Annotated in this window: 11 protein-coding genes; 1 reads left to right on the forward strand and 10 read right to left on the reverse strand. The window is 35.5% G+C overall.

The window, feature by feature from the left end:
• Nucleotides 1-354: 354 nt before the first annotated feature.
• Nucleotides 355-1,977, forward strand: a complete 1,623-nt coding sequence (locus MKX78_RS12970; RefSeq protein WP_341051243.1) for an ABC-F family ATP-binding cassette domain-containing protein — start codon at nucleotides 355-357, stop codon at nucleotides 1,975-1,977.
• Between the two features lie 129 nt (nucleotides 1,978-2,106).
• On the opposite strand, the gene MKX78_RS12975 is transcribed toward MKX78_RS12970, so the two are convergent.
• From MKX78_RS12975 to MKX78_RS13020, 10 genes are all read right to left on the reverse strand, one after another.
• Nucleotides 2,107-2,577, reverse strand: coding sequence for a DUF523 domain-containing protein (locus tag MKX78_RS12975; protein ID WP_095373682.1), 471 nt, complete (start codon nucleotides 2,575-2,577; stop codon nucleotides 2,107-2,109).
• 143 nt (nucleotides 2,578-2,720) lie between these two features.
• The gene (locus tag MKX78_RS12980; protein WP_341051246.1) at nucleotides 2,721-3,908 is read right to left on the reverse strand and encodes a D-alanyl-D-alanine carboxypeptidase family protein; all 1,188 of its coding nucleotides are present in this window, start codon (nucleotides 3,906-3,908) and stop codon (nucleotides 2,721-2,723) included.
• A gap of 227 nt (nucleotides 3,909-4,135) precedes the next feature.
• Nucleotides 4,136-5,080: a glycine-rich domain-containing protein gene (locus tag MKX78_RS12985; RefSeq protein ID WP_341051247.1), complete on the reverse strand. Its 945-nt coding sequence runs from the start codon at nucleotides 5,078-5,080 to the stop codon at nucleotides 4,136-4,138.
• A 199-nt stretch (nucleotides 5,081-5,279) separates the two neighbouring features.
• Complete coding sequence (locus MKX78_RS12990) at nucleotides 5,280-6,479, reverse strand: DHH family phosphoesterase (protein ID WP_307313672.1); 1,200 nt, start codon at nucleotides 6,477-6,479, stop codon at nucleotides 5,280-5,282.
• A gap of 74 nt (nucleotides 6,480-6,553) precedes the next feature.
• Nucleotides 6,554-7,885: a YjiH family protein gene (locus MKX78_RS12995; RefSeq protein WP_341051249.1), complete on the reverse strand. Its 1,332-nt coding sequence runs from the start codon at nucleotides 7,883-7,885 to the stop codon at nucleotides 6,554-6,556.
• Between the two features lie 78 nt (nucleotides 7,886-7,963).
• Nucleotides 7,964-9,262, reverse strand: coding sequence for an imidazolonepropionase (gene hutI / locus MKX78_RS13000; protein ID WP_095373151.1), 1,299 nt, complete (start codon nucleotides 9,260-9,262; stop codon nucleotides 7,964-7,966).
• Between the two features lie 22 nt (nucleotides 9,263-9,284).
• Entirely contained in the window at nucleotides 9,285-10,961 is a 1,677-nt protein-coding gene (gene hutU, locus MKX78_RS13005; RefSeq protein WP_095373150.1) for a urocanate hydratase, read from the reverse strand.
• A 427-nt stretch (nucleotides 10,962-11,388) separates the two neighbouring features.
• Nucleotides 11,389-11,784, reverse strand: coding sequence for a 2-hydroxyacid dehydrogenase (locus MKX78_RS13010; RefSeq protein WP_341051253.1), 396 nt, complete (start codon nucleotides 11,782-11,784; stop codon nucleotides 11,389-11,391).
• Nucleotides 11,771-12,340: an NAD(P)-dependent oxidoreductase gene (locus tag MKX78_RS13015; protein WP_341051254.1), complete on the reverse strand. Its 570-nt coding sequence runs from the start codon at nucleotides 12,338-12,340 to the stop codon at nucleotides 11,771-11,773. Before MKX78_RS13015 ends, MKX78_RS13010 begins: the two co-directional genes overlap by 14 nt.
• 29 nt (nucleotides 12,341-12,369) lie before the next feature.
• Nucleotides 12,370-13,824: a helix-turn-helix domain-containing protein gene (locus MKX78_RS13020; protein ID WP_307313667.1), complete on the reverse strand. Its 1,455-nt coding sequence runs from the start codon at nucleotides 13,822-13,824 to the stop codon at nucleotides 12,370-12,372.
• Nucleotides 13,825-13,831: the final 7 nt, after the last annotated feature.

The following is a 13,831-nucleotide window of genomic DNA, read 5'->3' on the forward strand; positions in this document are numbered from 1 at the left end:
TATATTAAAGGATAATTATGAAAAAACTATGAACAATCCTTTATTTTTTTCCTTCTTTTATAACTTTTTTGTGAAAAAAGTATAAAAGGATTATGATTTTGTTGGATAAAGTGAAACTTGCTTGTATGTATTGTCCAACGCATCGCATTGTCTATTTTATCATTACTTACCCTTTTAGAATTATGACAAAACCTCAACAATTTCATTTCAAACCATATGTATTTATATTCGCTTTAAAGGGGTAAAATCCCTCTATTTTTTCATGTTTTTCAAATAAATATGATCTAGATTAACACTGTGACTTGAGTTAATGTTATAATTTTATCGATTATGATGCATGGAGGAATATAATTAATGCTAACTGTTACAAACGTAGGTCTCCGCTATGGCGATCGCAAATTATTCGAAGATGTTAATATTAAGTTTACACCTGGCAATTGCTATGGTTTAATCGGCGCAAATGGTGCGGGTAAATCCACCTTTTTAAAAATTTTATCTGGCGAAATTGAATCACAGTCCGGGAATGTTAGCTTAGGACCAGGGGAACGGCTTGCAGTCTTAAAACAAGACCATTTTGAATATGAAGAATATGAAGTATTAAAAGTGGTTATTATGGGTCATGCACGCCTTTATGAAGTAATGCAAGAGAAGGATGCTATTTACATGAAAGCAGATTTCTCAGATGAAGATGGTATGAGAGCTGCTGAATTAGAAGGTGAGTTTGCTGAGTTAAATGGTTGGGAAGCAGAATCCGAAGCGGCTATTTTACTTAAAGGTCTCGGCATTCCAGAAGAATTGCATATGAAGAAAATGGCTGATTTATCAGGTGGAGACAAAGTAAAAGTATTGCTTGCTCAAGCATTGTTTGGAAAGCCTGATGTTTTATTACTAGATGAACCGACGAACCACTTGGATATTAAAGCAATTGCATGGCTAGAGGAGTTTTTAATTAACTTCGAAAACACAGTCATCGTTGTATCTCATGACCGTCATTTCCTAAATAAAGTCTGCACTCATATTGCTGACTTAGATTTCGGTAAAATTCAAATTTATGTCGGTAACTATGACTTCTGGTATGAGTCTAGTCAATTAGCACAAAGAATGGCCCAAGATGCAAATAAGAAAAAAGAAGAAAAAATTAAGGAATTACAAAACTTTATTGCTCGCTTTAGTGCGAACGCGTCAAAATCTAAACAAGCAACATCTAGAAAAAAATTACTTGATAAAATTTCTTTAGATGACATTAGACCGTCCTCAAGACGTTATCCGTATGTAGGGTTTTCACCTGACCGTGAAATTGGGAACGACTTATTAAGAGTAGATGGACTATCAAAAACAATTGACGGTGTGAAAGTGCTTGATAATATAAGCTTTATTATGAATAAAGACGATAAAATTGCGCTTGTTGGGACGAATGAACTTGCTAAAACAACTTTATTCAAAATTCTGATGGGTGAAATGGATCCAGATGAAGGCTCATTTAAATGGGGGGTAACAACTTCTCAAGCTTACTTTCCAAAGGATAACTCAAATTTCTTTGAAAATAGTGAGTTGAATTTAGTCGAATGGCTCCGTCAATATTCTCCTGAAGATGAAAGTGAAAGCTTCCTTCGTGGCTTTTTAGGTCGTATGCTCTTCTCAGGTGAAGAAGTATTGAAGAAAGCAAGCGTGCTTTCAGGTGGAGAAAAAGTTCGCTGTATGCTCTCAAAAATGATGCTAAGTGGTTCAAACGTTCTTTTACTTGACGAACCTACTAACCATTTAGACTTAGAATCCATTACTGCTTTAAATAATGGTTTAATTGCCTTTAAAGGTTCGATGATTTTTGCATCACATGACCATCAATTTATCCAAACGATTTCTAACCGAATTATTGAAATCACACCAAATGGTATCGTAGACAAACAAGTAACGTATGATGAATACCTTGAAAACGAGGAGCTACAAAAGCAAATCGCCAAAATGTATCAGGCATAATTGTAAGAAAGCTGGTAGCCATATACGGCTACCAGCTTCTTTAAATGGATATGTAAAGTCGCGAATACCTGAGGACACTCAAAGTTGTATCTATAACAAACACCTACGTAAAAATACATAAATATATCCTTAGTTAATTTCAAGTATTGAATATTCATTAAAGTTATTTTCCGAAATGACTTTAAAACCATTTTTTCTTAATAAGGCTGTTGTGACACCATTACCTACTATTTGTTCCCCTTTGAATTCTCCATTGTAAATAACTGAACTACCACATGATGGACTATTTTCCTTAAGGATAATTGTATCTGCTCCCAACTCTTGAGCTTTTTTTAATGTAGCATATGCACCGTTGATATATTGTTTTGTAACATCCTTACCTGACTTTTCGATCACTTTTGCTTTTCCGTCTAATACATCTTCACCATCTCCGCCCACGATTTCAGCTGGCTCTCTTGGCGTCGTAAAACCTCCGAGTAATTCCGGACAAACAGTCATCGCTTGATTCTCTAATAAAAGTTTCTGGATTCTTTCGTCTAAACTATTAGATCCATTATATCTTACATTCATTCCTGCCAGACATGCACTTACTACTATCATGATTTCACCGCCATTTGTTAGTCCCAAACAATCTTTTCTATTGATAATAGTAACATAATTCTTTCTTTTTAAAGTTATATTCTCACATTTACTCACATCTATATAAAAGCAAAAAAGCACAGTAAAGTTACTGCGCTTCCTTCCTACCATCTTCTATTATGGATATCATATCGGTTACGTTTCCTCATTTTTCGTATAAATAAGAAAACCACTATCAAAATGATGGCAACCGAGCCTATAGCAATATAAATAATAAGAGTCGGATTTTCCTTCTCAGTATCATCACTAGCTTCATTCATCGTATGATGGTTCGCTACCTCTTGTTTAGGCTGTTCTCTTTCCAAAGTTATTTCTTGTATCACTTTGTCATTATTATCCACGATTTCTAATACACCTTGATTATTTAAGTGTTCTGTAAATCCTTCAATCGGTAAAGATACCTTGTAGCTATTTTCTGTCGGTTGAAACACTTTTTCACCAACAAAATATTCTTGTTCAGGGACAAGTTCTTTATTTTCATAATGAGAGAAACTGTAATCAAAGATGGTTTTGGTGTCTTTATAAATATCACGTTTAAAATCTGCTTTCATAACAATCGCTGTTAATGCCAATTTCCCATTATCTGCAGTAGATGCGAGTGTTTGTTTAGATTCACTGACAAATCCAGTCTTCCCACCAGTAATCCATTCGTACGGTCTTTGTCCAGTTAGGAGTTGATGATGGCTAATGAGTGTCGTATCCCAAGATTCACCATCCCATTTTAATTCTACAGTACCGAAAACTTCAGCGAAGGTCTCGTTTTTCATAGCATAATTTGTGATGATTGCCATATCCTTTGCCGTTGTATAATGGTTTTCGGAAAATAATCCGTGGGGGTTCGTAAAATGAGTCTCGGTCACTTTTATTTTATTTCGCATGTAAGCATTCAATTTTTTCGAAAAATTCTCTTCATTACCTTCCAAATGAATGGCAATTGCCTTTGCCGCATCATTACCTGAGTTAATGAGCATTCCTTGAACGAGCTTTTTTAAAGTTACCTTCTCGCCCTCTTCTAAGTATACTTTTGTCCCATCAACATCTACTGCTTCTTTAGAAATTGTGACCACATCATTTAAGTTTCCGTTTTCAATTGCGTAAATAGCGGTTGCAATTTTAGTTAAACTTGCTGGATACATTTTTGTGTTTGCATTTTTTTCATACAATATAGCGCCCGTTTCTGTTTCCATAACGATTGCCGTTTCACTGACAATTTCTGGTTCATCATCCTTTGCATATGCTTGTGTACCTAATAACATGAGGAATAGGAAGATGATCATCCATTTTTTCTTCATTCATCCACTTCCATTTCTAGTGCTTTTTACCCTATTGAATTGTACCAAAAAAATTAGACTTAATTAAAGATGATAACAAATTGTTACATAATTGAAAGAACATTGTCGTATTTTGTAATAACTTAACTAATACTAGTGATCAGAACTAAACTTATTACGCACCTAATTTTTTGTCATAAAAAAGAGCATCCTTTATTTAGATGCCCTAATTTACTAATTATATGATTTTAACTACTGCCGCAGCCTCCACCGCAACTCCCACCTGAATCACCACTAGAACAAGAACTATCATTGGAAGGTGACGATGCATCACTAGCACAGGCAAAACCACTACATGAAGAAGAAGTAAAGCTATTCTTAGCTATCTCTTCAGGTAAATAACTACTTACCGCTTCCTCAAAATTGTCATAATCATACATTGAAAAATAAATGCTTATAAAAAGAATACTTTGGTGGGGAAATACGGACTTTGATTGCAAACTCTTATCTTGATTTTCATGAAAATCAGTTGCTAATTTAATATTTTCTTTTATCGATTGAATTAATTCCAATTGGATATTCTTCCATTTAGAATGAGTCCGAAAATAAGTCATTAACAATTCTTTTTCACTTAAAGCTTTAAAATCAGCTATAATTTGCGGGTGCAAAGGTTTTCTCATAAAAGATCCCCATATTTTCACACTATTCTCAGATGGTTGGAAATAACTTAAATACAAAAAGTCAAAAAATGCTCTTTCATTATGTGCAGATTGATTGCCACCAATGTTAGGGGTATGGTGTAAATATTGACCAAATAATTGCTGGCAAAAATCAGCATATTTTTGTGTAAACAAAATCATTTCATGCCATAATGCATCTACTTTGCTACTATACATGGGTACTGTTTTAAACAAGCTACATAAAAAGAAATATCTTTTCAATTCCATGAAAAGCCAATCAAATTCATGATCTTTCCATTTTGGATGTTCTTTTAGCACACGATTTCTTAACTGCCTTTTATCACTTTCAGTAAATGAATTCTCTACTTGATGAACTAAAGAATGTGCTATCGGCTGAACAAAACCAAGATTATTCGGGATTGGCAATTCCTTTAAAGGTTTTACAGTCGGTTTTAAGAATTTGGCAAATACGAGAATCATGATGATAAATAAAATTATAAATAAGTACAACATTCTCTCTTCCCCCCTCTCGCTCATTATACACAAGATATTGGCACCCCACCATAAATTTGGAAGATTATAACCAAGCATTCAAAAGCGATGCTTTACCCCAAATTTTTCAAAAAAATTTTATCGTTAGGTTTTTTCATTCAATGATTAATCATAATAAAAAACTCCTCGAAAGGTTTGCTATCTTTCGAGGAGCTATGACTTACTTATTCTTTTTCATATAATTATCGTATACATCATCTTTCGCTAACCAAGCAAAATCAGCTATCTTAATTGCATTCACTGCCGATTGGAAATCTTTAAATACTGTCGCATTTTCTTGATGATTCTTTTCTATTTTCCACTGCTCTTGTTTTTGGTAGATACGATAAATGTCACCAGAGCGTCCTTCATAAATCGTACCATGGCTATTTTCTTTTTGGTTGAATTTATTTTTAGGTGCATCAATTTTTAATGATTCTTCTGTGAATAATTCTACAACAAATTTTCTAAACGCCTCTTCATTCATCGTACAGCCTGATGCTTTCGCATGACCACCCCCACCGTACGTGCCTGCAACAGCCGAAACATCAATGTGATTGTGAATCGTTCTGAAGCTGACTTTGCGACCACCCGTATTAAGAATTGCAATATAATCTAAATGAGGGTATTCTTTTCCCAGCTCATTGCCGAGTTCGGAATGATAAGATTCCGCATGAACAACACCAACAATATGCTTATCAATCGACGCTTGGATAAGTTCTCTTTTTTTACGCTTAATATAGCGTTCAATTTTAGCTTCTTCCATTGATAATAATTTCGCTTCAAGCTCATCAAATTCAAAATCATCTGCGGTTTTTAATCTTTGCAGTATCATTTCTTCAAATTCTTCTATAGAAAACATATAAAATAAATCATTCAACTGCTTCGCTTTTACATTATTATTTTCGTCCCATTCCCAAGTATCATATTGTCGAACCAATTCAATGAATTGTTCAATGGACCTTTTTGGAGATAGTTTTTTTTGCTCAACAAAATACTCATATAATAATGACGTAGCACAAGTTTGTCTACCATCATCATATTGTACTGTTACTGTAGCCCATTCATATTCATTAAAGTGTAGGGCCGTTTTATGATGATCAATTAGTTGTGCATGACCACCCTGATTGACAAAATCATCTACTCTTTTCGTGTTATCTTCATTGATCGATAAGTCTGTTATGTAAAGCTTGGTATCTTTATGGTCCTTTTCAGAAAAAAACTTCTCGACTTTATAGTCTAAGCCTCCGACAGAATTATAATAAACTTGCCCTTCTTCTCCTAATGCTAGCTTGATTATAATACCACAACCAACACCATCTAAGTCGTTATGAGAATATAATTTATACATTACTTCACCCGCTGTTCTAGAATATTTCAATATGTATGCTCTCCCAAAAGAGTTAGTACTATTATATATGAAAAGAACCCTGCATGAAACCGCAGGGCATTAAATTAAAACAGAAGGTATGCAATAGGTGTGACAAGAATAAGAGCAAGCACTGTTCGTTCAAACCAAATAATCACCATTTGCCTAATGGTAATAGGAATATCAGTTGATAAAATGCAAGGAACTAAAGCCGAAAAGAAAATAATGCCGCTAACAGATACAACACCAATAATAAATTTTGTCATCAAAGCGGCTTCTGTCACTACCATAGAAGGTAAGAACATTTCAACAATCCCAACCGATGTCGCTTTTGCTGTTAGCATTGCTTCTGGTAATCCTAATATAGCTGTAAATGGATAAAATAAATATGCAAGCCAATCAAAAACTGGCGTGTATTCGACTAATACCAAGCCAATAAGCCCAATAGACATAATTGAAGGCAGAATGGACATCGTCATTAATACACCATCTTTTAAATTTTGTTTCACATTTTCAAATATTGATGGTGCTGAAGCAGCAGCTTCCATGGCTTCTTTCCACGCAGTTTTTAGCAGAGGTTTATCATATGCATCTTTCTCTCTCCTCACACCTTGATAATACTCATTTGACATGTTTCTAATTGGCCAAATTCTTACCGTAATTGCTGTTACTACAAATGTAATTATGAAGGATGTCCAAAAATAAATCGCCCACATAGACATTAAGTCTAACGCTTTAGCCACGACAATCATAAAAGTAACAGAAACAGTGGAAAACCCAGTCACTATAATTGCTGCTTCTTTCATTGAGTACTTACCTTCTTTAAAGATACGATTAGTAATTAAAATACCGACAGAATAACTACCGACAAAAGAGGCAACGGCATCAATCGCAGACCGTCCAGGTGTTTGGAAAATCGGTCTCATAACCGGTTTCATTATCACTCCGATAAATTCAAGCAGACCATAGCCTACTAATAAAGCTAAGAAGACAGAACCAATTGGAACTAATAAACCGACAGGCGTAACAAGACTATTAAATAAAAAAGGACCCATATTTGGGTCAAATATGAATGCGGGACCCAAGTTAAAATAAACCATAAATGCAATAACTACACCCAAAAGTTTTAAGAAGGAAAATACTGTTGTCACAATCGTTTCTTTCCAATTACCTTTTATAAAAGGATATAGGCCTCCTATCATGATAATCAATAGCAAATAATAAGGAACAACATTACCTAGAAGGTGGCGCAACCCACTCACAATATGATCGATCATGATGGAAGATTGCCCGTTCAATGTTATCGGAATAAAAAACATAAATATACCAATCATACTGTATATGAAAAACTTCCATACATGACTATTGGCGTTTTTCATTTGAGATTTGGTTTTTGGATTACTCAGTTCAGTTTCCATATTTCCTCACATCCTATCTTCCTTTAAATGTTATTTTTTATAAAAAGAGACTGGCACATACCAATCTCTCCCTTACTATTAGTGACTTTTAAGCTTGTTTGTTACTAGGGCACCATTGTCAATAACTATTCTTCCAGCTTTAATTACCGAATGCGTATGGTTCATTCCATATAAATATTGCGTTTGCATATAATTAGGTACATCAAGTATAAGAACATCTGCCTTTTTCCCTTCTTCCAGACTGCCAATCTCATGGCCCTTCCCAATCGCATGGGCAGCATTGATTGTTGCCGCGTAAATCGCTTCAGCAGGCGTTAAGCCCATATGCATACAAGCGAGATTCATCATAAAAGGTAATGAAGCTGTTGGTGAGGAACCAGGATTACAATCTGTAGACAAAGCAACTGCTACTCCTTCATCAATCATTTTACGACCATTTGCTGCTGCTTCCATTAAGAAAAAGGCTGTACCAGGAAGAAGAACAGCAATGACACCTGCTTCCGCCATTTTTTTAATCCCTTCATCTGATGCTTTCAATAAATGGTCAGCTGATATGGCACCTACTGCTGCTGCTAATTCTGCTCCACCATACGGTTCAATTTCATCTGCATGAATTTTTGGTATTAATCCAAGATTTTTACCAGCTAACAGTAACCTCTTCGATTGTTCAGGCGTAAACACTCCTCGTTCACAAAATACATCATTAAAAACAGCTAACTCTTCCTCTACCACAAGCGGGAGCATCTCATCGATGATTAGATCAATAAAAACATCTGGACGCTCCTTGTATTCTACAGGTATGGCATGTGCGCCCATAAAGGTGCTGACAATATCGATTGCATGAAGATGATTGAGTTCTTTAGCTACAAACAATTGCTTATACTCAGTTTCCCAGTCAAGGCCGTAGCCACTTTTTGCTTCAATCGTTGTTACACCGTGTATTAAAAAGCGATCTAACCGTTTTATACTCTCCTCCTTTAATTCATCTATTGTCGCTGCTCTCGTTTTAGTTGTGGTGGCATGAATGCCACCTCCGTTGTTCATGATTTCCATATAGGTGGCACCATTTAACCTCATATTAAATTCTTCTTCACGGCTCCCTGCATAAACTAAATGTGTATGTGGGTCCACTAATCCAGGCATGACCACTTTACCACTCGCATCAATTATCTCTGCTAAATTTATTTCCTGATGAAATTGGCTGAGCAATTCATCTGTTTCACCGATGGCGACTATTTGTTCATCTTTCATTAGTATCGCCCCATCATTAATGACGTGTAATTGATTCATTGCTGCTTTAACTGCTGGTTGTTGTGAATGTCCCTTTAATGTAAGTAGTTCATTCGCATGCTTTATAAACAAATAAGTTGAGCTCATTACCTCACCTCTCCTCTATCGATTATTTTTCGGTACCCCTCTTCAACATTGGTATATGAATGCCTTTATCTATGGCCGTTTGTTTCGCAAGATCATAACCAGCATCAGCATGTCGAACTACACCCATACCAGGATCTGTTGTTAGCACTCGCTGTAATCTCTTCTCTGCTTGTTCCGTTCCATCAGCAACTATCACCATGCCAGCGTGTAAGGAATAGCCCATACCTACTCCACCGCCATGATGTACTGACACCCAACTAGCACCACCAACACTATTAATTAAAGCATTCAAAATTGGCCAATCTGCTACTGCATCACTGCCGTCCTTCATGGCCTCTGTTTCCCTATTAGGTGAGGCAACAGAGCCTGAGTCAAGATGATCTCGCCCAATTACGATTGGTGCTTTTAATTCACCAGATGCAACCATATCATTAATTATTTTTCCAAACCTTGCTCTTTCGCCATAACCTAACCAACAAATTCTTGAAGGTAACCCTTGAAATTGAATTCTTTCTCTAGCCATTTTAATCCAGTTACATAAATGCTTATTATCTGCAAACTCTCTTAAGATGACTTCATCTGTTTTATAAATATCCTCTGGATCTCCCGAAAGTGCTACCCATCTAAAAGGGCCTTTCCCCTCACAAAATTGTGGACGAATATAAGCAGGGACGAATCCTGGAAAGGCAAAAGCATCTTCCACACCTTCATCATGCGCGACTTGACGAATATTGTTACCGTAATCAAATGTAATCGCACCTTTATTCTGCATTTCAAGCATAGCAGCCACATGAATGGCAATTGACTTCTTAGCTTTTTGAACATAATCTTGTGGATTTTCAATTCTTAACTTGGCTGCTTCTTCCATTGAATAAGCAATTGGAATATAACCATTTAACGGATCATGCGCGGATGTTTGATCTGTTAATATATCAGGGATGAAACCGTCGTCCAACATTTGAGGGAGGATTTCAGCTGCATTTCCAAGCAAGCCAATTGACAGTGACTTTCCCTCTGCTTTTGCTTCCTGTGCAAGCACAATCGCTTCTTTCATATCGTAAACTTTTTTATCCAAATATTTTGTTTCTAATCTTCGGTCTATTCTCGTCTCATCTTTATCTATTGCAATACAAACACCCCCTGCCATTGTCACTGCTAATGGCTGCGCCCCTCCCATACCCCCAAGGCCCGATGTAAGTGTAATCGTTTGCTTTAAAGAACCATTAAAATGTTGCTTTGCCAGTTCTGAAAATGTTTCATACGTTCCTTGCACAATTCCTTGGCTGCCAATATATATCCAACTACCTGCAGTCATTTGGCCGTACATTATTAAACCTTTTTTGTCTAGTTCATGAAAGTGATCCCAATTTGCCCATGCAGGAACAATGTTAGAATTGGCAATTAATACTTTGGGTGCATCTTCATGTGTTTTAAAAACCGCAACAGGTTTCCCTGATTGCACAAGCAATGTTTCGTCATTTTCAAGCTGGTGAAGAGTTTCCATCAAACTATCGTAGCTCTCCCAATTTCGAGCCGCTTTACCAATCCCGCCATATACAATTAATTCATCAGGCTTTTCTGCGACTTCTTTATTTAAATTATTTCTTAACATACGAATAGCAGCCTCTTGAATCCAACCTTTTGCATGAAGTTCACTACCTGTATAATTAATAATTTCTCTCTTCACTTTTTCCATCATTATCCCTCCAACTCATTCATAAGTTTATTTTAACTTAGAATTTTCAGAATAAACCGTCTATTAATATTGGATTATTTATATTTTTTTGTGATTTGTTACTTTGATTTATATAGTTATTTATTCATTTATTTGATTTATATAAAAATATAAAGATTATATAACTAAACCATTTTAATTCTGCCGTTCTATTTTTATTATTCTTCTATTTATAAACCATCTAATTCTTTTTTGATCTGAACCAATTCCGTTTCTTTCACGGTAGAATTGCCTCTTTTAATTAATGTTGATTCTGCTCTCTTCATGCCAGACTCGACAATATGTTTAATGAGACTTTCCATGGATTGATTAATCGGCCAAAACAAAAAAATCCAAACAATCATTCTAGGTTTTAAGGAAAAATTGAATGATTGTTCAGATTGAGTTTTGTTTATGATTTCGAGACGAGATGTTCTAGCTGTTCGTCATTAATAAATCGTTGTATATTTTTAAGCGTCAGCTGGTTAATTCTTTGGACTGCTTCAAAAGTAGCCCCACCTATATGAGGAGTTGCTATCACATTTGCTTGTTTTGACAACTCCGTAATAGAAGGCTCTTTTTCAAAAACATCTAATGCAGCACCTTTAATCACATGATTTTTTAATGCTGCAAGCAGGTCCACTTCATTGACTAATCCGCCGCGTGAGATATTAATAAGAAACGCACTCGGCTTCATTTTTGCTAACGTTTTTTCATTTATTAGATGGCGATTTTTCTCAGATAACGACGTAGAGAGAATAATGTAGTCGGCAGTTGATAGTAAATCGTCAAGTTCAGTAGGTAACATTCAGCTCTTTCGCTTTTTCCTCGTTTCGGTAATGGCCGAAAGCAATGACTGACATATCAAAACCACTTGCTCTTTTAGCAATTGCTTGTCCGATTGCACCGAAACCAATAATCCCTAACTTTTTCCCGTAAACTTCGTTCCCCATAGAGAGCTGCCATTTACCATTTTTCATCTCATGATCTTTTTGCGCAATTTGTCTTGAAATTGACAATAATAACGAAAAGCCAAGATCTGCTGCGGAATGTGCATTTTCCCCTGGTGCATTTGTAACAACAATTCCTTTTTTCTCAGCATAGTTCACATCGATGTTATCGTACCCTGCTCCGAATTTAATAATGTACTTTAAATTGGGGGCATGGTCAATGACTTCTTGATCAATTTTCACAATAGCAACGACGATGATATCAACATCTTCGACTTCTTTTAATAACTGTGATTTTGTAAGTCCACTATCACTATGAACGAACTTCACTTCTGCATTTAACTGCTTCGCTTCTTCTATGATTGTCGGATATTCCTCGATAAAGGGATCTCTAATTAAATATAAAACTTTCATTTTCATCTTCACCTTTATGTTCATTTTTGTTAGTACGTACGACTGGTGTTTGCACGAAAAGTACTTGGAGAGCACTTCATGATTTGATTAAATACTTTATTAAAATATTGTTGATTACGATAACCACATTCTTTCGCAATTATTTTAATAGGAAGATTTGTTTCCGTCAATTGCTGGGTCGCCTTTTTTATACGACGCATCGTAACAATCTCTCTAAAGGATTGCTTATAATACTTCGTTAATAAGGAGCTAATATAGCTTGTATTACGATTAAATTTGGCAGCAATCATATCTAAGCTTATCTCTTTCTCATGATAATGTTCTTCTAGATAATGATATATTTGCTTGGCTAACTTCTCGGACTTCGAGTCTATTTGCATGTCTGTATCTATTAAACTAGCTATCAGCTTGATCATTTCTTCTATTACTCGATAAATAAGTGGTGAGTATAGAATCGTTTGGAATAACGCTTGATATTTTTCTTCCTTTTCTTTATCAATTAAATGCCTTGAAATCATGTATCGTCTAATTTGTGCCAAAATACTCGTTAACCTAATTCTAATAATAGCTGGATCAGGGTAAGGCGAAGTTAGACTTAAAAATTGCTCATATAGCCATGTTTTGATTGCTTTTATATCCCCTCGCCGTAAATAATCAATCCAAAACTCCTGCTCTTTTGGTGTTAAAAAAGGGTCAATACTCACCCATTCGTTTGCTGACCATGGAATAAGCTTATTTAGACCAGTGTAAAAAGAAAGCTCCATTCGTTGCTTAATCTTACCGTACTGTGATTGCAGTAGACCTGTATCATTTGTATTTCCTTCGGCTAAAATAATCGCTTCATTTGATTCTTTTTCCCATCCACGAATAAAGGTATGGCATTTTCTTAAAAGATCTTGGTCATTCTCCTCTACAAGGCACAAAATCATCTCAGGTAAAAGAAATACTTTTTTGACATTTGCCCATGAATGACCCATTACATATGTATATAACTTAAATATTTCATTTGGATGAATAGTTCTCATTCCTATGACCTTTACATGATGGGCTTGATTTTTTTGCAGTAAGGTTCTATCTTCAGTATTGTCTTCTGCTATTTGCGCATGGTTCAGGCTTTTGCTATGCATACGATAAAGAATCTGAAGTGATCGAAGCACATCCTCTGGTGACACAGGTTTTACTAATAAATCACTCACTCCTATTTCAATGGCTTTCTTTGCTTGATCAAAAGTAGGTTCAATCGTCATTGCTAAAATTTTTATGTTTAAGATAGGCACAAGCTGTTTTAATTTCTTATATCCCACTGAATCGAACATTTCCATTTCCAACAATAAGAGATCCGGACTTTGTTTTTCCAAGGTTGTAAATACTGCATTTGTAGATGATCTTATTTCAATTTGCCAAGTAGGATATACGGTTTTAATTAACCATTTTAATCCCTCTGCATCGACGTTATCTCGATCAGCAATCAAAATTTTATACATTAAAATC

It is taken from the genome of Cytobacillus sp. FSL R5-0569 (assembly GCF_038007265.1).
GTDB lineage: Bacteria > Bacillota > Bacilli > Bacillales > Cytobacillaceae > Cytobacillus > Cytobacillus kochii.